The following is a 19,863-nucleotide window of genomic DNA, read 5'->3' as shown; positions in this document are numbered from 1 at the left end:
GTTCGCGCGGGAGGTGTCGGAGACCACGCTGACTCGCCATGCGCTGCGCAATATTCGCTGGGCGGTGCTCGGCGGAATCCTGGGCCTGGTCGGCATCGGCTTGGGCCTGCAGGTGCACTTCGCGCTGTCGTTCGTTGCCTTCCTGGTGGTGTTCGCCAGCGCAGTGGTCATCGAGCGCAATGTCCGCAAGATGGGCAGGCTGGGCCTCGAGAAGGTTTCGGATTCGATCGCCAAGCGATCCCGACCGAACAATCCGGATTCGTTCGGCGACCGCATGCGGCGCCGCTTCCGCAACGACCCCAGCTAGCCCCTGCCGCTCAGGACGGCTCGCTGGCGGCGGCGAGAGCGAGGCCCGGCTACCAGAGCCGCCGGCCGGCATGCGGTCCCGACGCGGTCCCAGCGGCTGCGTGCAGACCGGATGCGCGTTTCGAGGTGCTGCGCGTCCTGCTTGGCTCCGGCGACTGTCTCCGGTGCCGGGGGCTCGGCCGCGTACACGGCCTCCTGGGCAGCCGCGGCCAGGGAGCGCAGTTCGCCCGAATCGATGCGCAGCCGGCGGTCGACGCGATCGGCGAACTCGACATGGGTCTCGGGGGAGCGTTGGTCAATGCCGAGATTGAACAGCGTCTCCGCAACGTCGTCCCAAGCGGCGCCGACTGCGGCGCGCGCATCGTGACGGGCACGCCGGCGGTGCAGTGCGCGACGGATGCGCACGGCTGACGGGACGGTGACGAGCCAGAGAACGCCGACGGCCAGCAGTGCATAGAACGGAACCACGAGCCATTCCGACCAGGTGCCCGTCGGCGCTTGGGATCCCTCGAAGTCGAGCACATCCACGAAGCCTTCAAGATCGCCCGACAGTCCCTCAAGATCTTCGAGACCCAACTCGCCGATGAACCCCGAACCCGCCTCGCCGGCTGCATCCGGGTCGCCGGGCACGACCTGCTGAGGCGCGACGCCCGTGTAGACGACGGCCCCTGGGGCACCTCGCCCTGGCGTCGGCTCGAAGTACACCCAGCGCCCCGCAATCCAGACCTCCGGCCACGCGTGATAGTGCTCGCCTCTCACCACGTAGCTGCCGTCGACCAATTCCCCCGGCGTGAAGCCGACGGCGACACGCGACGGCAGGCCGACGGCGCGGGCCATCGCCGCGTACGTGCCGGCGAATTGCTCGCAATAGCCACGCCGCTCATCGAACAGGAATTGCTCCATGCGTTCGGTGTCGTGCCCGCTGGGCACTCTCAAGGCATAGACGAAGTTCTCGAGGAAGAAGTTCTGCAGCGCCAGGGCCTTGGCATACGGTCCTGCGGCATCGGCGGTGACATCGACCGCGAGTTCTGTCACGCGCTGGTTGAAGCCGTCGGGCAAGGCGAGGTATTTCTCGGCGATGTCGGGCGGGACGTCCCCCCTGGCGGCCACGAGGCCGACGATGGAAGGCACATCGACACGCGAGCTGACGGTGTAGGTCATCCCGGATTCGAGTTCCCTGCTGTGCTCAGTGACCAGCGTGCCGGTTTCGGGGTCGTAGAGCGCATCGGGGCCCTCGTAGGCGACCGGCTCGTACGCAGCCGGCAACCAGATGCTGTCGAGCGCTCCGATGGTGATCTGCTGGGTGAGCAACTCGTCGCTGGCCCGCCCGTTCAGGTGCCGGGTCGCATCTCCATAGAGCTGTTCGGAGCCCCAGAATGTTCCGTCGAAGCGGCTGAGGCCCGACACCCTCCAGTAGGCGGGGGCATCAGCCTCAACTCGGAACAACTCGGCGCCTGATGTGCCCACCAGGCGACCTTGGGCGTTGACCAAGGGGCTGATCGTCACCCTCGAGGCGGTGGCGCTGCCATCGAGGTCCTTCCATGAGACGATCGCCGGCGCGTCGTTGCCCGGCAGCAGCGGAACGAGCAGCGCTGCGACGAGTGCTGCGGGGATGCCCAAGCGCAGAGCGGTGCGCAGGGGCACGGTCGCACGCCGCCGCTCCGTCGCGCCCACTGGCGTGCGGTCCCCGGTGTGGAGGACGCCGTGTGCGGCCACGAACGCTGCGGCGCAGACCACCATCGCAGCGGCGCTGCGGATTCGCCATGCGTCGGTGCCCAGTGCGCCCACAAAGGCGAGCACGCCAAAGGCCGGCAGCAGCGCTTCCCCTGCCGATCTAGCGCGCAACGCCAATGCATCGGCGACAAATGCCGCGAGCCAGATGACGGCACCGCCTACCAGCAAGAATCCCGCGGCAGCCGGCGTGGGCGCCTCCACGATGCCGAAGGCGTCCCACGCCGCGGCGATGTCGGCCGCCGCCTGCCTGAGCGTCTCAGCACTGGGCAGCAAACGCAGCCAGAGCGTGTCGGGGTACAGGGCGAGTCCTTCGACGATGATCAGCATCAGGGCTGATGCTGTTGCAGCGGCTGCCAAGGGCCAGCGCTGCCGTCGTGCGACGGCGGCCGAGGCATGGCCTCCCAGTGCCATGATCAGCCAGAACGGCGCGTAATCCCAGGCGTCGAAGAGACGGCGGGCAGTGAGAACCGCGAGCAGCGTCAGCAGCCAGAGCGTGATCTCGACCTGCCACAGGCTTCGTCCCTTCACGTGTACACCGCGCTTGCCGGGGAAGACGCCTGCGCAGCGGCCCACTTGGACCCCAGCTCTACGGGATTGCTGATGTCCACGACATCCGGGCCGATTGCTGGCAGCGCGTCGCCAGATCTGCTCACGCGGACGACGGTCATCGAGGAGGTACGCGTCCTTGCCGCCGAAATGGCATCGGCATCTCGAGCCGCATCGAGCATCGTTCCCCCGAGCACCACGACCACGGCGCCCACGGCGGTTGTTGTGGCTGCTGCGAGTGTGTGGCGCAGCGAGCCCTCGGCTGAAGTGGAGACGTCTGCGAGGTGATCGAACAGCTGCGCCAAGCCTTCCCCCGAGGTGACGAAGCCGGTGTCGGCCCCGGCCACGGTCAGCAGTCGCAGCGGATCGTGCCGAGCGGCGCTGGCGAGGACGACGCTGGCGGCGACGGACACGGCAAGCTCGAAGCGCTCAGGGTCGAACGCAGTGCTGCGGGTGTCCAGCACCACCGTGACCCGGCTCCGGCGGGGCACCTCGTCCTCGCGCACCATGGGGCGGCCGAGCCGGGCCGTCGACGGCCAGTGAATGCGGCGGACATCGTCGCCCGCCGTGTAGTCGCGCAATGCGTAGAAGTCCTCGCCGATGCGCTGCAGCGTGTGGACGTCTGCCGCCAGACCCAGCGGCTCGGGTCCGCGGGCCAGACGGGGAGGCACCAGTGTCTGGGTCGCGGGATAGACGACGAGCGTCGTGCGCGGGCCGGCGCCGATGGATGTTCGCGACAGACCCAGCGGATCAACGACATCGACCTCGGCCGGACCGATCTCCAAGCGGCCACGGCGCTGGGTGGGCAGCAGGTATGACGTGTTCAGACGCTCAGCGGCGAGCAGGGGGCCAACTTGCAGGCGCGCGCCGAGCGTGCCGGTCACTGGGTCGGTCAGCTGCAGCACCGGCGCAGGTCCGCCCAGATTGGTGAGGGCGAGCTGTACTCGAGCTTTCCCGCCCGCATGGACCCGTGCGGGCTGAACCCAGCGCTGGATCCGCAGGCGCACCCGGCGAGTCCGGGTCCACACGACAGCTCCGGCGATCAACGCAATCCCCGCACACGCCAGCACGAGCAGTTCGCCCATGCCGAAGAGCCGCCCGGCGCCGGCGGCAGCCGCTGAGCCGATGCCGACGGTCCAGCCCCGCCGTGTCAGCATGCCCCTCCAGCCTTCTAGCCAGCGGCGGTAGGCACAGCGACGGCGTCGAAGACGTCGCGCAGTGCCGTCTGGGGCGTCAGACCCTGCAGTTGCGCATCGGGGCTCAGGCGAATCCTGTGACCGAGCACTGGCTCAGCGACGGCCTTGACATCGTCAGGCACCACGTAGTTCCGTCCGGCGGCAAGTGCGCGCGCCTGTGCCACCCGCTGAAGGTCCAGCGTGGCTCGCGGGCTGATGCCGAGCGTGATCGTGCCGCGCCGTCGTGACGCGTCGGCCACGGCGACGATGTAGCGGCGCAGCACCGGCGCAACGTGCACCTCGGTGACGGTGCGCGTCATCGCCAGGATCTCGCCGGCCGCCGCAACCGGTTCGAGCGTGAGTTCTGTCGTGCCGTCATGGAGATCGAGCACCTCGACGGCCGAGTCGGCATCGGGGTAACCGACGCTGATGCGCATAAGGAAGCGATCGAGCTGGGACTCGGGCAACGGATAGGTGCCCTCGTGCTCGATGGGATTCTGGGTGGCGATCACCATGAACGGCCGACCGAGCGGGCGCGTGGTGCGGTCGGTGGTGACCTGGCGTTCCTGCATCGCCTCGAGCAACGCCGCCTGTGTCTTGGGAGACGCCCGGTTGATCTCGTCAACCAGCACGATGCTCGAGAACAGCGCGCCGGGACGGAACTCGAATGTGCGCTCGCGCTCGTCCCACACGTTGACGCCGATGACATCGGAGGGCAGCACGTCGGGCGTGAATTGGATCCGGCCAAAAGGTGCGTCGATCGAAGCCGCGAGCGACTTGGCGAGACTGGTCTTGCCGACACCTGGCACGTCTTCGATCAGCAGGTGTCCGTCGCACAGCAGGCACAGCAGCGAGAGCCCGACGGCGTCGGGTTTGCCGCGGATGACCCGTTCGACGTTCGCCGTGATGCGCTCGAACGTCTGCCGGAAGGTCTCGGCATCGGCCGCATGCGTTTGCGGGGCAGTGTGATTGCGCACGGCGTCTGGCTTTCAGGGCTGGAGAATCCGGGGATGCGGCTCTAGGACTGGGTTCGGAGAACGCTGTGAGGCTACTCAGCATCCCTTCGCTGCCACCGCCGCCTCAGCCTCTAGGGTGGCCCGGTGCGCCGACTGCGGACTCCACGCGGCCCACGCCTGGGGGCAACGCTGGTTGCGGTGGCCACGCGCCCCCGGCTGTGGCTCTCTGCCGTGCGAGCCGTGAGGCGGCTGATCCCGCCGCGCTGGTGGGCCCGCCGGCCATTCCTGCCGGTGCCGCATCGTGACTATGTGCGATTCCGCCTGTTGACCGCCGTCGGCAGCGACGGCCGTGCGGCCGCCACACCCGCTGATCTGATCCAATGGCTGGAATGGTGTCGACATTGGCCGGCCGCTGCGGCGCGCCGCTGACATGACGTCGCTCGAAACGGTCGCCCGCGCGCCGCAGCCTGTCGCCGACGCAGTCAACGGGAGTTGCGCGACCAACGGCCACGCGATCCTTCGCGACCCGAATATCTCGCGGCCGCGCACGGTGCTGTCAGAGCGAACGCTGGTGCTCAATGTCACTTATCAGCCGCTGTCCATCACCACTGTGCGACGTGCCCTCTTGCTCGTGCTGGCGGGTAAGGCCGACGTCGTTCACACCAGGCCCGGCGCCATTCGCTCGCCGCGCATGACGTTGCCGGTGCCCTCGATCGTGCGGCTGACGTATCACGCGCGGGCGCCGTATCGCCGGCGTGCTCCGCTGCACCGGCGGGCAGTGTTCGCGCGGGACGCCTACCGCTGCCAATACTGCGGAAGCCGGGCCGAGTGCATCGACCACGTTCACCCGCGCAGCCGCGGCGGCGAGCACACGTGGGAGAACGTGGTGGCCTGCTGCCGAGCCTGCAATGTGGGCAAGGGAAACTCGCTGCTGTCAGAGAGCCGTTACCGGCTGCACCGGCCTCCATATGCGCCCGAGCCGCTCGCCGTGGTGGCGGCAATGCGAGGCGATGCCCCCAGGGAGTGGACCGACTATCTCGGTGACCTGCAGCCTCAACTCGTTTGAGCTGCCCGTGGGCGCGTGGACACGCGAGGAATGGCACGCCGGCGCTGAGCTGCTGCACGCGCGTCCGATGCCGCGGGATGGTCGGCGCCGTGTCTCGTGGTTGCGCCCGACCGCGCCGGCGCTGATCCTGGGCTCTGCAAGCCCTGATCCGTTCCGCGGCACCCGGCCCGGTCTCGTCCGGCGCCGCAGCGGCGGGGGGTTGGTGTGGCTGGATCCTGCCATCAGCACGTGGGTCGACGTGTTCGTGCCGGCCGGAGATGCTCTCTGGCGCTCAGACGTCGGTCAGGCCTTCCATTGGCTGGGTCGCACGCTGGCCGCAGCCATCTCCGACCTCGGCGTGCCGGCCACCATGCACAGCGGCCCGTACGAGGCCGGGCCTTCTGACGGCTTGGTGTGCTTCGGGTCACTCGGCCCGGGAGAGATCGTGGCCGCCGGTCGGAAGCTGATCGGGATCTCCCAGCGACGCACCCGTGAGGGCTGTCGCTTTCAGTGCGTTGGCTATGAGCAGTTCGAACTTGGGCCCATGGCGTCGGCCCTGGACTCGGCCGCTGCAGCCCAGGTCTGTGACCGGGCAGTGGGCTGGGCTGATCTCGACATCAAGCACACGCCCTCGGACATCGCCGAGCATCTGGTCAGGTTCATCGCCGCCCACGACGCCTAGCCACCCTGCCGCAAGGGCACGCATGGCGAACGCACACGGCAATGGGGTGGACAGAGTGGGTGCGTTACCCATAAAGTGGTGCAAAGTGGTTCGTAGGGGTACATATGCCCACACGAACCAGGTTCTCATTCGGACGCTGCGGAGGCCCTGCGGTGGAGAGTCTGTTCGTTGGCCAGCATGAGCACTCGCTCGATGCCAAGGGCCGCATCGTGCTCCCAGCGGGCTTCCGCAATGCCTTCGAGCCGTCCGGCTTCCTGATCAAGCACAGCGAGGGCTGCCTTGCGCTCATGACCCCGGACCGGTTCGGCGAGATCGCAGGCCAGATGTCCGAGCGTTCGCAGTCCGGCGGGCCGCATGGTCGCGCCGCGAAGCGCTCATTCGGCGCGGGGGCAGCTCGGGTCCTGCCGGACAAGCAGGGCCGGATAGCAGTTCCTGAGGAGCTGCGCCGCTTCGCCGGCCTGCAGCGCGAGTGCGTCGTGATCGGCGCCATTGATGAAGTCGAGATCTGGGATGCCGGCCGCTGGCACGAAATGAACGCCCAGGGCGAATCGCTTCTGGCGGCACCCGAGAGCGGCATCGATGCATCGGAGCAGGCGTGAGCGCGCCAGCGGCTCGGGAGCGGTTTCACGAGCCGGTCATGGTCGCCGAGATCGCCGAAGTGTTCGCGCCCGTCGGGGGCGGGCTGTTCGTCGATGCCACATTGGGGGGCGGCGGCCACGCAGAGTCGCTGTTGCGACAGCACCCAGAGCGGCAACTGCTCGGCATCGATCGCGATCCCGAGGCCATCGCAGCAGCTGCGGAACGACTCGCCTGCTTTGGGGACCGTGTGTCGTTGCGCTGCGAGCGGTTTGATCGTCTCGGCGAGCTGGTCGACGCGGCTCCTGGGGGCCCCCTCGCCGGTGTGCTCTTCGACTTCGGCGTCAGCAGTCACCAGCTGGATTCGGCCGAGCGCGGTTTCTCACACCGCCATGACGCCCCGCTGGACATGCGCATGGACTGCCGCTCGGGCCCCGATGCCGGATTCGTCGTGAACACCTACGAGTTCGCCGAACTACGGGACGTGTTGAAGCGTCACGCCGACGAGCGCTACGCCCATCGGATCGCCGCAGCGATCATCGCAGCCAGACCGCTGCGGACGACCCGCGAGCTGGCCGACACCGTCAAGGCCGCGATGCCCGCTGCTGCCCGGCGCGGTCGGCGTCATCCGGCGATGCGCACGTTCGCAGCCATACGCATCGAAGTGAACGACGAACTGAACCTCATCGAACCCGCAATGCGAGCCGCGCTCGCGCGCCTGCAACCACGCGGGCGCCTCGCAACGCTCGCCTATCACTCAGGAGAAGACAGCATCGTGAAGATCATTCTGCGAGAAGCAGCCGACGGCGTCTGTGAATGCCCATCGACCCTGCCGTGCATCTGCGGGGCGGCACCCACCGTTCGCCTCTTGCGTCGCAAGGTCACGCGCCCCAGCGCCGCAGAGGTCGAGCGGAATCCGCGCGCCGCCAGCGCCCTGATGCGCGCTGCGGAGCGCCTCGAGCCAGCCCATCGCTGATTCCAGCACTGTCACCCCGCCGAATCGCGCCCTATGGCTCTCGCCACCGCCCATTTCCCCGTCGCGGACGCGTCCCCACGCCTCACGCCGGCGTCGGCGCCGCCGCGCCGCGCCGTGGGGCTGCGTCTGGTGGGTGTCACTGCGCTGGTGGCCGCCGCCGCCATCACCGTGCTCGCCGGGCTTGCGGTGTTCCACTCGATGCTGGCAGCGGGCCAGTACCGCCTGTCGGAACTGGAATCGGAGATTGCTGTCGAGCGAGAGCGCTTGATCGACCTGCGCTACGAGCTCCAGACACTCCACGGTCCCGCTGAGATCGAATTGATGGGGGTTGGGGCGCTCGGTCTGGTGAGCGCGACCGATCCGATAGATGTGCGGATCGAGCCGCGGCACATCGCCGCCGTCGATGCACCGCAGCGGAGCATTCACCCGGGCGGAGATTGGCTCTCGATCAAGACGCTGCTGACCGATGCGTCCACAGCGCATGACCGACGTTCTTGAGCGGGCAGAGCGCCGCGCGGCGCCGGCGTCATGGCACCCGTCCATGGGTGCCCCGCCGGGGCTGCGACCGGCGGCCCCAAACACCGGATCTAGATCAGCCCGACGGTCTGAACCGCCCATCGCGCGCCGATGGCACCCTGCTTCAGGAGCGAAAGAGCCCGGCGACACGACCAGGCAGCAGTCCTCAGCTCAGCAGGCGGCGCCCCCGCCGCGGCGCCGCACAGCCCGCGCTGGGCCGCCTCGCCGACGGGCGCTGCTGCTCATCGTCGCCACGGTCATTGCGCTGGCCGTGCTCGGAGCCCGCCTGGTTCAAGTGCAACTGCTCGACCGCGAGACCTATGCCGCGCTGGGCGAACGTCAGGGGACTGCGCAGTGGGAGCTCGAATCGGTTCGCGGGGCGATCCTGGATCGGAATCTGAATCTGCTCGCAGTATCAGACAGCCTGCCCACGATCTGGGCCGATCCCCGCCTGGTCATCGACCCTCACCAGACGGCCATTGCCTTGGCGTCGGTTCTCGATGTGGACGTCGGCGCGATCGCCGAGCGACTCGCTAGCGACCGGCATTTTGTCTACGTGGCACGCCAGGTGAGTCCGGCAGAAGGGCTGGCGGTGCAGGAACTGCAGCTCGCCGGCATCGGTGTGCGCGGCGAGTCCTCGCGGCTTCGGCCCAACGGAGACGATTTCGCCCGGGGGTTGCTCGGCGCAACCGATATCGACCAGAATCCGCTGGGCGGCGCCGAGAAGCAGTTTGCCGACGTGTTGGACGGCACGGACGGCCGAGAGGTTGCCCGCATCGCCGAGAGCGGCATGCCACTGCCGACGGGAACCGAGCTCTTCGAGCCAGTGAGCCACGGCGACGATGTGGTGCTCGCGCTGCACACCCAGATGCAGTGGGTTGCGGAGCGATCGGTGAGCGATGCGGTTCGAGCGACCGGTGCCAAGGGCGGCATGGTGGTAATGATGCAGACCGACACCGGTGACGTTCTGGCGTTGGCGGCAGTTGCGCGCGATCAGGACACGGATGAGATCAGGCCGGTGGCCTACAACCCCGCCTATACGGACGCATTCGAGCCGGGATCCGTCGCGAAGAGCTTCACGATTGCCACGGCACTGGAAGCAGGGCTCACCACGCCAGTCGAGATGCACTCGACGCCGGCGGCATACACCTTCGCCGACAAGGAATTCATCGAGCCGTATTCCAAGCCCAGCGAGAGCATGACAACCTCGGACATCCTGGTTCATTCGTCGAACATCGGGACGATCAAGCTCGCCGAACGAATCGGCGCCACCGAACTGCAGCGTTCCCTGCGATCGTTCGGCTTCGGCCGCCTGACTGGCAGCGACGATGGTCCGGCGCTGCCTGGCGAGAGCCGTGGCATCCTGCGTGCTGCGAACCAGTGGCGAGGCACCGATCTTGCCACGATTGCGTTCGGCCAAGGCATCGCGATGACGGCGATACAGCTCACGGCTGCGTACAACGCCATCGCCAACGATGGCGTCTATGTCACACCGCGCCTGGTGCTGGGCAGCGTGGGCAGCAATGGCGCGCTACGACCCGCCGACCCGATCCCGACACGTCGCGTTCTGTCCCCGGAGACTGCACGACATATGCAGGACATCCTCGCCGAAGTCGTTCGTTCCGGAACCGGCAAGCGGGCGGCCATCGCGGGCTACCAGGTTGCGGGCAAGACCGGCACGGCCCAGAAGCCCAGCCCGAACGGCGGGTACTCCGACGACGCATACACCAGTTCCTTTGCTGGGTTCTTGCCGGCTGATCGTCCCGAGCTCACCGTCGTGGTAGTGCTCGATGAACCTCACGAATACCGGGCCGGCATCGTGGCCGCACCTGTCTTCGCCGAAGTAGCGGAATATGCCCTGCGCATGCTGCAGGTGTCACCCGATGCCTAGGCAGCACGGATCAGCTCCGGTCCCGGCGCATCCCCTGCCCGTGGAGGGGTTGGCCTCGGCCATCGGGGGCACGTACGTGGCACCTCCGGGCGAACGGGACCGTCGAGCCACAAGCTCCCCGACCCTTGTGCACGGCATCGCCCACGACAGCCGCTCAGTCACTCCCGGGGCGCTGTTCGGCTGCGTCGTGGGACAGCATCACGACGGCCATCGCTTCGCCGCCGAAGCGCTCGCCGCAGGCGCTGGCGCATTGCTGGTCTCCGAAGTCCTCGATGTCGACGCAGCTCAGATAGTGGTGCCTGATGTGCGGGCGGCACTGGGGCCAGCGTCAGCGGTCGTGTGGGGTCAGCCATGGCGTCGCTGCACCGTCGTCGGCGTCACCGGGACTTCGGGCAAGACCACGGTGACCCACGCAATCGCCGCCATTGCGACCGCGTGCGGTACGACTTGTGAGGTCATGGGAACGCTGGACGGGACGCACACCACGCCCGAGGCGCCGGACCTGTGCCGGCGCCTCAGCCAGGCTGCCGACAGCGGAACCGAGATGGTTGTGCTGGAAGTCTCGTCTCACGCGCTCGCTCTGGGCAGGGTCAACGGCGCCAGCTTCGCTGCCGGCGTGTTCACGAACCTGAGCCATGAGCATCTCGATTTCCATGCCACGATGGAGGAGTACTTCAACGCCAAGGCGCGCCTGTTCGACGGCCGCAGCGAGATCGCAGTGCTGAACGTCGCCGATACGTGGGGTCGCCGCCTGGCCTCGCTGGCCGCTGGCACAACGGCCGAGGTGGTCCGGTGGCAGCCATCGGACATCGACCGGGTCGTCGCCAGCACGGAAGGGCTCAGCGGCCGGTGGCGCGGCCGGGACGTGCGGTGCGGGCTGCTGGGACGGTTCAATGTCGCGAACGTCGCGGCCGCAGCCGCAACGTCCAGCGCACTCGGCTTCGAAGATGACGCAGTGGCTTCGGCGATTGCTGCCATCACTCCAGTGCGAGGGCGTTTGTGGCCTGTGAGCGGCCCAGAAGATGACATCACGGTGCTGGTGGACTATGCCCACAAGCCTGACGCCCTCGCCGCCGCCCTGGCCAGCGCTCGCGAGCTCGGCTCCGCGGACAGTCGCCTCTGGGCGGTGTTCGGTGCCGGCGGCGATCGGGACCGATCGAAGCGGGCACCCATGGGCGCGGCTGCGGATCGGCACGCCGATGTGCTGATCCTGACCACCGACAATCCTCGCAGCGAAGACCCAGCGCATATCGCGGCCGACATCGCTGCCGGTGCGGGGATCCGGCATGACTCCGGCGATGGCCTGCACATCGAACTGGACCGATCGGCAGCCATTTCGTATGCCATCAGCAATGCCATGGCCGGCGATGTGGTCATCATCGCCGGCAAGGGTCACGAGACCATGCAGGTGGCAGCAAGCCGCTCCGTGCCGTTTGACGACGCAGTCGCTGCTGCCGGGCACCTGCAGCGGCGCCGGAGCGCACGGCGATGATCGCCCTGCTCATCGCCGCCAGTTCCGCGATGTTCGTGTCGCTGGTGGGAACTCGCTACCTCATCCCGTGGCTGCAGGCGCGCGGCGTCGGCCAACCCATCCGCCTCGATGGCCCTCGAGGCCACATCACCAAGGCGGGCACGCCGACGATGGGGGGCGTCGCGGTGGTCGCGGCAGCCGTCGTGGGCTACGTCGTCAGCCACTTGCGAGCCGAGACGGTCATGACGCGCTCGGGAATCGTGCTGCTGGCAGCCGTGTGCGCAGCGGGTCTTGTCGGGCTGGCTGACGACTGGATCAAGGTGAGCCGCGAGCGCAACCTGGGCTTGAACAAGCGGGCCAAGCTGATCGGGCTTGTCGCGGTGGGCAGCGGCTTTGCCGTCGCATCGGTGTGGTGGGTGAACCTCGACTCCGCCATCGGATTCACCCGGCTGGACGGGAACTCCCTGCGTGTTCCCGCCGCGGTGTGGATTCTGTGGGCGGTCATCATCGTCCTGGGCACGTCGAACGCTGTGAACCTCACCGACGGCCTCGACGGCCTGGCCGCCGGAGCCGCCGCGGTGGCGTTCGCTGCCTTCGTGGTCGTGGGTTACTGGGCATTCCGTCACCCGATCTCCTACGACGTCAAGCATCCGCTGGACTTGGCCATCGTTGCTGCTGCAATGGCCGGCGCGTGCGCGGGTTTCCTGTGGTGGAACGCGCCGCCGGCACGGATCTTCATGGGTGACACGGGCTCACTGGCCATCGGTACCGCGATGGCGGGTCTCGCGATGCTGCTGCACGTCGATCTCCTGCTGCCCGTCATCGGCGGCCTGTACGTCATCGAGACCGCGTCGGTGATCATCCAGGTCGGCTCATTCCGGCTCTTCGGCCGCCGCCTGTTCCGGATGGCCCCCATGCACCATCACCTCGAACTGGGCGGCTGGCCGGAAACCACCGTGCTCATCCGCCTCTGGGTCGTGAACAGCCTGCTCGTCGCCCTCGCGCTGGGGCTGTACTACGCGGACTTTCTCAGCCTGGATCTCGTCGAACTCCCAGCAGGCTCGCTGTGAGCACCCCGATCGACTGCCACGAAGCAGGCGACGATGTGAAGCCTGCGGGTGGACCCGTCGTTGTCGTCGGCATGGGCGTGACCGGCTGGGCCGTCGCCTCTGCACTGACGGCGCGTGGCTACGAGGTCGTCATGGCCGACGACAGACCTGCCGAAGCGGCCAAGCGAGTCACCCGGACAGAGACAGCCGTCGGCACGATTCACGATTCCACCGACGATCGGCTGCTCAGGTCGTTGGTGTCGGGTGCCGGTGCCGTGGTGCCAGCTCCGGGGGTGCCACCTCGACACGGGTGCTATGCGCTCGCGGCTGCGGCTGGGGTGCCAGTGGTGAGCGAGTTGGACCTGGCCGCGCAATGGGACAGCCGGCCGCTGGCTGCCATTACCGGCACCAACGGCAAGACGACGGTCACGGTGCTCACGGAGCGAATGCTGAACCGGAGCGGGATCGGCGCTGTCGGTGCTGGCAACACGGACATTGCTCTCGTCGAAGCGATCGACAGCGACGTCTCCGCGTTCGTCGTGGAGGCGTCGTCGTTCAGGCTTCACCGGGCACGCAGATTCGCTCCCGCCGTTGCTGCGTGGCTGAATCTGGCTCCTGATCATCTCGACTGGCATGCCGACCTGCGCGACTACGCCGCTTCCAAGGCCCGCATCTGGGCCGCACAAGGTCCCGGTGACATCGCTGTGGTGCCGTTCGGCGACACCGACATCGAGCCATGGACGTCAGGGATCCGTTCACGGCAGGTGACATTCGCAGCTCCCCGACAGCTCGAGGCGCCCTGCGATGTGCGCTACGAGCGCGGGATCCTGATTGCGCACGACGAAGGCATCGTCGAAGCAGCGGAGCTGCCACGACGGCGCCCCCATGACTTGTCCAACGCTGCCGCCGCAACCGCCATCGCGCTGGCGATGGGCGCGTCCGCTGAGGCGGTGGCAACCGAATTGCGGTCATTCGATGGCCTGCCTCACCGGTTGGCATCGGCGGGCCGCATCGGTGACATTCGCTTTCATGACGACAGCAAGGCCACCGCACCGCATGCGACAGTCGCAGCGTTGCGGGGCTTCTCCGATGCGATCCTCATCGCGGGCGGCCGGAACAAGGGCCTCGATCTTGGCGAGCTTGCCGCGATTGCCCCGCATGTTCACGGTGTCGTCGCCATCGGTGAGGCAGCGCCGGACATCATCGAGTGCTTCAGCCAGCCCGCATGCGGTCCGATTGAACTCGTCCGCGCCGATTCGATGCCTGAAGCTGTGGAAGCCGCCTACCGCATGGCTGAACCCAGCCGAGACGTGGTGCTGTCACCCGGGTGTGCCTCGTTCGACTGGTACTCGAGCTACCGCCAACGGGGGGAGCACTTCATCACGGCCGTAGCCGACCTTGACGTGCGCCTGCGCTCACAGCCTCCAGCGGCGGAAGAACGATGAGCAGGCCGGAGCCATCGCGCACGCAGCCGGGACGTGCCCAATCGGGCCCGTCGGTGAGATACGCAGCACTGCTGTCCGCGGTGTTCCTGCTGCTGCTTACCGGGGTGGTGCTGGTGCTGTCGGCAACCTCGGCGACCGGAATCGATTCATCCGATCGACCGTTGCAGTACTTCACGCGTCATCTGTGGTCCGTGGGGATCGCTGTCGCCGTGTTGCTCGTCACGCTCGGCGTCGACTACCGGCATTGGCGGCGCATGGCGCTGCCCCTCGCAGCCGCGAGCGTGAGCTTGCTGCTCATCGTGCTCGCGGTGGGCAAGCGCACGGCCGGGGCGCGCCGCTGGATCGAAGTCGGCCAGTTCAGCATTCAGCCGTCGGAGATAGCGAAGCTGGCTCTCATTGTTGCGCTGGCCGCCTTCCTGGATGCCCGCAAGGACCAGATCGATCGGCCGGACCGGATCCTGCGACCGGCCATGCTGTTGCTCACTGCCGGCTGCTCGTTGGTGCTGCTGCAGCCGGATCTGGGCACCACGCTCATACTGGCGGGCATCGGGGTCGGGATGCTCTTCGTCGCCGGCCTGCCGGGCCGCGACCTGGCCAAGATCGCCGCGATGGTGGCCGTAGCGGCACCGTTGCTGGCCTATGCGGCGCCCTACCGCCGTGCACGCCTGGCGGGCTTTCTCGACCCGATCTCTGAACGCGCCTCGAGCGGCTATCAGACATTTCAGAGCTTGGTGGGTCTCGCGCAAGGAGGAGTACGCGGCACCGGCCTCGGGGCAGGCCAGGCCAAGTGGGGATGGGTGCCCAATGCTCCCACAGACTTCATCTTCGTCATCGTCGGCGAGGAGATGGGCCTCTTCGGCGCGCTCGGGCTCCTGACGCTGCTGGGGGTCGTCGGCATCGGGGGACTCCGGACGAGTCAGAAGGCGCCCGACATGTTCGGCTCGCTGCTCGCAGCGGGCATCTCCATCTGGTTCGTGCTCCAGACGCTGGTAAACGTGGGCGGTGTGGTTGGATTGCTGCCGGTGACCGGCGTGACTCTGCCATTCCTTTCCTTCGGCGGTTCCTCCTTGGTGGTGGCATCAGCGGCCGCGGGTCTGCTGCTGAATGTGACCCGGCGATCCGACTCGGCCTCGCGGCCGTGACGGCAGCACGCAGAGCCGGCAACGCCCCAGGCGTCTTGATCGCCGGCGGCGGCACGGCGGGGCACCTGATGCCCGGCTTGGCGGTGGCCTCGGCACTGGCCGAGCGCGGTTGGCCATCGGACGGCATCCATTTCGTCGGCAGCGCCAAGGGAATCGATTCGGAGATCGTGCCCGCTGCGGGCTTCGGCGTGACGTTGCTCGGCGGCCGAGGCCTGACGGCGCGCCGGGTGAACCTGACGAACGCGCGTGCTGCAGCAAGCCTGGTGTGGGCCACCGTGCGCGGCATAGTGCTCGTCGGGCGGCGGCGTCCCGCTGCAGTGCTGTCCCTGGGCGGGTACGCGGCGTTGCCTGCGACGGTGGGAGCAGTGATCTGGCGCGTGCCGTTGGTGATCGCTGAGCAGAACGCCGTCGCGTCGGCGACCAACCGGCTTCTGGGCAGATTCGCGCGCGCCGCGGCCGTTCCGGTCAGCGGGACGGGACTGCACCGGGAAGTGGTGACCGGGAATCCAGTGCGGCCCGAGGTGATCGAGGCCGCACTCAACGCGGGCCATGCCCGGACGCGGCGCGGCTGGCCCGCCGATGCGACCGTCGTGGTGGTGTTCGGCGGTTCGCTGGGTTCGCTGCGGATCAACACCGCAGTCTGGTCGGCATTGCCGAGGCTGCGCGAACGCGACGGCCTGTTCGTCTATCACGTTGTCGGCAGACGCGACTTTGATCATCGACCGCCGGAGCCCTCGCTGCGACCGGCAGGCTCGCAGGTCCGAAATTGGTACCGCGCAGTGCCTTTCGACGAGCACCTGCCCACGGCCCTGGCTGCGGCTGACTATGCGATATGCCGGGCCGGGGCGTCAACCGTTGCCGAGCTGTCGGTCATCGGCACACCGGCTGTGCTGGTGCCGCTGCCTATCGCGACCAACGACCACCAGCGCCGCAACGCTGAGCAGTTGGCGGCTGGCGGCGGAGCGCGCGTAGTGGTCGACGCCGAGTTCGACGGGGAACGGCTGCTCGCAGAGCTCGACCAGATGCCGGGCCTGCAGCGCCGAGCTGCGCTGGACGGCGCCCCCGAAGCGGCATTCAGCCGTCGGGACTCCGCTCAACGCGTTGCGCAGCTCGTGATAGAGCACAGCTCAGCGCTTCCTGGTTCAGTCGCGCCCGAGAACCATTCGCCCCGAGAGCGCGCGTCATGACTGCGCCGCCGGTCGACTTGGAGGAGCTGCGCAGTATCCACCTGGTGGGAGCTGGGGGCGCGGGCATGAATGCCATCGGGCTGGTGCTCGCAGAGATGGGTCATACCGTCAGCGGCAGTGACCTGAGAGCAGGCCCCGGCATGACACGACTCGCGGCTCACGGTGGCAGAGTGAGCATCGGCCATGACGCTGCCAACATCGGCTCGGCGGACATTGTGGCGCATTCGAGTGCGGTGCCCCACGACAACGCGGAGCTTGTCGAAGCCCGTCGCCGCGGCATTCCGGTGCTGAGCAGGGCCGAGTTGCTCGCAGGGATCTGCAGGCGCAAGCAGACGCTCGCGGTCGGCGGCACCCATGGCAAAACCACTACCTCGTCGATGCTGGCGCTCTGCTTGGTCGCAGCCGGTGAGCGACCTTCTTTTCTTGTGGGCGGCGACGTCAACGAGATCGGCTCCGGCGCGGTGTGGGATACGGCGGGGGAGTGGTTCGTCGTCGAAGCCGACGAGTCCGACGGGACTCACCTGCAGCTCGTCGCTGATGCGGTGCTCGTGACCAACATCGAGCCCGACCATCTCGACCACTACGGCAACTTCGAGGAGCTTGCGGCAGCATTCGAGCGCTTCGCCGGCAGCGCGTCGGGACCGCGCATCGTGTGTGCCGACGACCGGCGTGCGGCCGCCATGGCCGCGCGCATCGGCGGCTGCGCGACCTACGGCAGGTCTGCGGGAGCCGACTACCGGATCGTGGATGCGTACAGCTCCCGGACGGGTGCCGGGTTCGAGCTGGTTGCCGGCACTACCTCGATCGGACGGTGCGACATGCCGCTGCCCGGGCTGCACAACGTCACGAATGCGGCGGGTGCCCTCGCTGCGGCGCTCGAACTGGGCGCGGCTGCATCGCCCATGGTCGAAGCCCTCGGTCGATTTGCAGGCGTGGCCAGGCGATTCGAACGGCGCGGTGAGCGCGATGGGGTCTCGTTCATCGACGACTATGCGCACTTGCCGACAGAGGTAGCGGCCGCAATCGCCGCCGCTCGCAGTGGAGGCTGGGAACGGATCGTCGCCGTCTTTCAGCCCCATCGTTACTCCCGGACAGCGGCGCTGTGGCAGGACTTCGCGGATTCGTTCGCCGAAGCAGATCAGGTGGTGTTGACCGACATCTACGCTGCCGGCGAAGTACCGAGGCCCGGAGTGTCCACCGAACTTGTGCTCGGTGCGCTGCTTGACACCCACCCGTACGCGTCGGTGGCCTATCTGCCGGGGCGGACCGAGCTGCGCACGTACCTGCGCTCTCACTTGCGGTCCGGCGACCTGTGCCTCACGCTGGGTGCTGGCGATCTGACGACGCTCCCAGACGAGCTGCTGCATGTCCCGTGAACACCGGTTCCCTGAATACCTCGCTGCCGGTCGATGGTCAGATCCCGATGCAGTTCGACATGCAGCAACGGTGCTCGGTGATGACGCCCGTCTCAACGCGCCGCTGGGCGCCCTGACCACCTCGCGAGTCGGCGGTCCGGCTGCGGTGGCGTTCGTGGCCAACACCCCTGCTGATCTGCGGCGCGTGGGCGAGGCCGCCGCAGCTTCCGGACTGGAGGTCCTCGTTGTCGGCCGGGGATCGAATCTGCTGGTCGCAGACCGGGGCTTCGAGGGCATAGCGCTCTTCCTCGGCGACGCCTACGGCAACATCGAATTCGATCATGCGAACGCGACGGTCGACGCCGGTGCATCAGTGGCCCTGCCTGTGCTCGCGCGCAAGTGTGCTGCAGCGGGCATCGGCGGTCTCGAATGGGCGGTCGGCGTGCCGGGCTCAGTGGGCGGCGCCGTGCGCATGAATGCCGGAGGGCATGGCAGCGACATGGCATCGTGCATGATCGACGCTGACATAGTCGATCTCGAGGCACAGTTGGAACCGCGGCACGTCGAGGTCGACGCTCTGGACTTGGGCTACCGCAGCAGCGGCCTTCATGACCGTCACGTGGTTATTCGCGCGCGGCTGAGCGGGCATCCGGCCCGCCCGTCACTGGCGGCGGAACGGATCGCGGACATTGTCAGCTGGCGCAGAGAGCACCAGCCCGGCGGGCAGAACTCGGGCTCGGTGTTCATGAACCCCCTGCCTGAGTTGACCGAGGCAGTGTCTGCCGGGGCGCGCATCGATCAGGCGGGCCTGCGCGGTTTGCGTATCGGCACGGCCGAGGTCTCGCACCTGCATGCCAATTTCATCGTTTCCGATCCCGGCGGCACTGCGGCAGACGTGGTCGCCCTCATGGCTGAAATCCGGCGTCGTGTCACCGAGTCGACCGGGATCGTGCTGCAGCCCGAGGTCCGCATGGTGGGCTTCGACGCAGCGCCGATACTGCCTTGAATGGCGCCATCACCCGGTGCGGAGCCGAAACGACATCGCCGTCGGCGGTGGCTGACAGCGGCTGCGGTGGTCGCGGTATCGGCATCGCTTGCAGCGATCCTGTACGCGGCGGGCACCTTCGAAGTCGACAGCGTCCACTTCAGCGGTCTGCATCGCGTCAGCTACGACGAGGCATACCGAGCTGCCGGCATCGAGCCTGGGCAGTTCATGGGCACACTCGGCACCGGCGAGGCTGAACGATCGCTGGAAGCTGTGCCGTGGATTGCCGATGCTCGAGTCCGGCGTCGATGGCCTGCGACCGTGGAAGTGGATGTCATCGAGCGTTCCGAAGCGGCGCTTGCACTGGCCGCTCCCGGGAGCTGGGTACTCGCCGACATAGAGGGTCGGGTGCTCACGTCGCCGCTCACGATCCTGCCTGAGCTGCCGCGCTTGTCCGGCATCTCTGCGGCGCCCGAGCCCGGGGCGTTCCTCGCAGGTGATGCGGAAGGGTTGCTGGCGGTGCTGAGTGCGGCGCGGGGACAGCCGGAGTTCGTCGTGGTCGCTCTCTGGCGGGACGGGCGTGGCGACATCCGAGCGCGTGTGCGACAGCAGCCGGACGGCTGGGTGCTGGAGGCGGCACTGGGCGACGATTCGGCGCTCGGGGCCAAGACGGCGGCGATTGCAGCTGTCATCGGGGAGATGACGACCGCCGATGCCGTCTTGGATGTGTCGGTGCCGCACCTGCCAGTGCTTCGCCCGCCGCCCTAGGTTCGGCGACTGCAGGGCTTTGCCCTGCAGCAGAGGCGTCAGTAGGGCCTTGCCCTGC

Annotated in this window: 19 protein-coding genes; 16 read left to right on the top strand and 3 right to left on the bottom strand. The window is 68.0% G+C overall.

Features of this window, described 5'->3' with window-relative positions; genetic code table 11:
* Window positions 1-13 precede the first annotated feature (13 nt).
* A complete protein-coding gene (locus ACOGXE_RS16460) occupies window positions 14-307 on the top strand; it encodes a hypothetical protein (protein WP_419931967.1) in 294 nt (97 codons plus the stop codon).
* Here the strand turns inward: ACOGXE_RS16460 and ACOGXE_RS16455 are convergent.
* From ACOGXE_RS16455 to ACOGXE_RS16445, 3 genes are read right to left on the bottom strand one after another with little or no spacing between them, the layout of a single operon-like run.
* The gene (locus tag ACOGXE_RS16455) at window positions 304-2,568 is read right to left on the bottom strand and encodes a transglutaminaseTgpA domain-containing protein (protein WP_419931966.1); all 2,265 of its coding nucleotides are present in this window, start codon (window positions 2,566-2,568) and stop codon (window positions 304-306) included. The two genes, ACOGXE_RS16460 and ACOGXE_RS16455, sit on opposite strands and share 4 nt — an antisense overlap.
* Window positions 2,565-3,743, bottom strand: coding sequence for a DUF58 domain-containing protein (locus ACOGXE_RS16450; RefSeq protein WP_419931965.1), 1,179 nt, complete (start codon window positions 3,741-3,743; stop codon window positions 2,565-2,567). The genes ACOGXE_RS16455 and ACOGXE_RS16450 overlap by 4 nt, the downstream gene beginning before the upstream one ends.
* Window positions 3,744-3,757: 14 nt before the next feature.
* Window positions 3,758-4,738, bottom strand: a complete 981-nt coding sequence (locus tag ACOGXE_RS16445) for an AAA family ATPase (RefSeq protein WP_419931964.1) — start codon at window positions 4,736-4,738, stop codon at window positions 3,758-3,760.
* A gap of 177 nt (window positions 4,739-4,915) precedes the next feature.
* Here ACOGXE_RS16445 and ACOGXE_RS16440 point away from each other — a divergent pair, with 177 nt between their 5' ends.
* The 15 genes from ACOGXE_RS16440 to ACOGXE_RS16370 all read left to right on the top strand — a co-directional run bounded on the left by ACOGXE_RS16440 (window position 4,916) and on the right by ACOGXE_RS16370 (window position 19,805).
* Window positions 4,916-5,146, top strand: coding sequence for a hypothetical protein (locus ACOGXE_RS16440; protein WP_419931963.1), 231 nt, complete (start codon window positions 4,916-4,918; stop codon window positions 5,144-5,146).
* A gap of 124 nt (window positions 5,147-5,270) precedes the next feature.
* Window positions 5,271-5,783: an HNH endonuclease gene (locus ACOGXE_RS16435; protein ID WP_419933545.1), complete on the top strand. Its 513-nt coding sequence runs from the start codon at window positions 5,271-5,273 to the stop codon at window positions 5,781-5,783.
* 7 nt (window positions 5,784-5,790) lie between these two features.
* Window positions 5,791-6,444 carry a lipoyl protein ligase domain-containing protein gene (locus ACOGXE_RS16430; RefSeq protein WP_419931962.1) on the top strand — a complete coding sequence of 218 codons (654 nt, stop codon included), beginning with the start codon at window positions 5,791-5,793 and terminating at the stop codon, window positions 6,442-6,444.
* A 152-nt stretch (window positions 6,445-6,596) separates the two neighbouring features.
* Window positions 6,597-7,043: a division/cell wall cluster transcriptional repressor MraZ gene (locus ACOGXE_RS16425; RefSeq protein ID WP_419931961.1), complete on the top strand. Its 447-nt coding sequence runs from the start codon at window positions 6,597-6,599 to the stop codon at window positions 7,041-7,043.
* Window positions 7,040-7,996, top strand: a complete 957-nt coding sequence (gene rsmH / locus ACOGXE_RS16420) for a 16S rRNA (cytosine(1402)-N(4))-methyltransferase RsmH (RefSeq protein ID WP_419931960.1) — start codon at window positions 7,040-7,042, stop codon at window positions 7,994-7,996. Before ACOGXE_RS16425 ends, rsmH begins: the two co-directional genes overlap by 4 nt.
* Window positions 7,997-8,029: 33 nt before the next feature.
* Window positions 8,030-8,494 carry a hypothetical protein gene (locus ACOGXE_RS16415; RefSeq protein WP_419931959.1) on the top strand — a complete coding sequence of 155 codons (465 nt, stop codon included), beginning with the start codon at window positions 8,030-8,032 and terminating at the stop codon, window positions 8,492-8,494.
* Complete coding sequence (locus ACOGXE_RS16410; protein ID WP_419931958.1) at window positions 8,478-10,403, top strand: penicillin-binding transpeptidase domain-containing protein; 1,926 nt, start codon at window positions 8,478-8,480, stop codon at window positions 10,401-10,403. Before ACOGXE_RS16415 ends, ACOGXE_RS16410 begins: the two co-directional genes overlap by 17 nt.
* Window positions 10,404-10,443: 40 nt before the next feature.
* Window positions 10,444-11,895, top strand: a complete 1,452-nt coding sequence (locus tag ACOGXE_RS16405) for a UDP-N-acetylmuramoyl-L-alanyl-D-glutamate--2,6-diaminopimelate ligase (RefSeq protein ID WP_419931957.1) — start codon at window positions 10,444-10,446, stop codon at window positions 11,893-11,895.
* The gene (gene mraY, locus ACOGXE_RS16400; protein ID WP_419931956.1) at window positions 11,892-12,944 is read left to right on the top strand and encodes a phospho-N-acetylmuramoyl-pentapeptide-transferase; all 1,053 of its coding nucleotides are present in this window, start codon (window positions 11,892-11,894) and stop codon (window positions 12,942-12,944) included. Before ACOGXE_RS16405 ends, mraY begins: the two co-directional genes overlap by 4 nt.
* Window positions 12,941-14,368, top strand: a complete 1,428-nt coding sequence (gene murD, locus ACOGXE_RS16395; RefSeq protein ID WP_419931955.1) for a UDP-N-acetylmuramoyl-L-alanine--D-glutamate ligase — start codon at window positions 12,941-12,943, stop codon at window positions 14,366-14,368. Before mraY ends, murD begins: the two co-directional genes overlap by 4 nt.
* A gap of 53 nt (window positions 14,369-14,421) precedes the next feature.
* Window positions 14,422-15,510 carry a putative lipid II flippase FtsW gene (gene ftsW, locus ACOGXE_RS16390; RefSeq protein ID WP_419931954.1) on the top strand — a complete coding sequence of 363 codons (1,089 nt, stop codon included), beginning with the start codon at window positions 14,422-14,424 and terminating at the stop codon, window positions 15,508-15,510.
* Window positions 15,507-16,697: a UDP-N-acetylglucosamine--N-acetylmuramyl-(pentapeptide) pyrophosphoryl-undecaprenol N-acetylglucosamine transferase gene (locus tag ACOGXE_RS16385; protein WP_419931953.1), complete on the top strand. Its 1,191-nt coding sequence runs from the start codon at window positions 15,507-15,509 to the stop codon at window positions 16,695-16,697. The genes ftsW and ACOGXE_RS16385 overlap by 4 nt, the downstream gene beginning before the upstream one ends.
* Window positions 16,694-18,073 carry a UDP-N-acetylmuramate--L-alanine ligase gene (gene murC / locus ACOGXE_RS16380; RefSeq protein ID WP_419931952.1) on the top strand — a complete coding sequence of 460 codons (1,380 nt, stop codon included), beginning with the start codon at window positions 16,694-16,696 and terminating at the stop codon, window positions 18,071-18,073. The genes ACOGXE_RS16385 and murC overlap by 4 nt, the downstream gene beginning before the upstream one ends.
* Window positions 18,063-19,058 (top strand): UDP-N-acetylmuramate dehydrogenase, encoded by a 996-nt coding sequence (murB, locus tag ACOGXE_RS16375; RefSeq protein WP_419931951.1) that lies wholly within the window; start codon window positions 18,063-18,065, stop codon window positions 19,056-19,058. Before murC ends, murB begins: the two co-directional genes overlap by 11 nt.
* Window positions 19,059-19,805 carry a cell division protein FtsQ/DivIB gene (locus tag ACOGXE_RS16370; RefSeq protein ID WP_419931950.1) on the top strand — a complete coding sequence of 249 codons (747 nt, stop codon included), beginning with the start codon at window positions 19,059-19,061 and terminating at the stop codon, window positions 19,803-19,805.
* Window positions 19,806-19,863: the final 58 nt, after the last annotated feature.

The organism is Candidatus Poriferisodalis sp. (assembly GCF_965208555.1).
In the GTDB taxonomy this organism is placed as follows: domain Bacteria; phylum Actinomycetota; class Acidimicrobiia; order Acidimicrobiales; family Poriferisodalaceae; genus Poriferisodalis.
The sequence above is the reverse complement of the archived record's forward strand: the minus strand, read 5'-3'. Positions and strand labels throughout refer to the sequence as shown.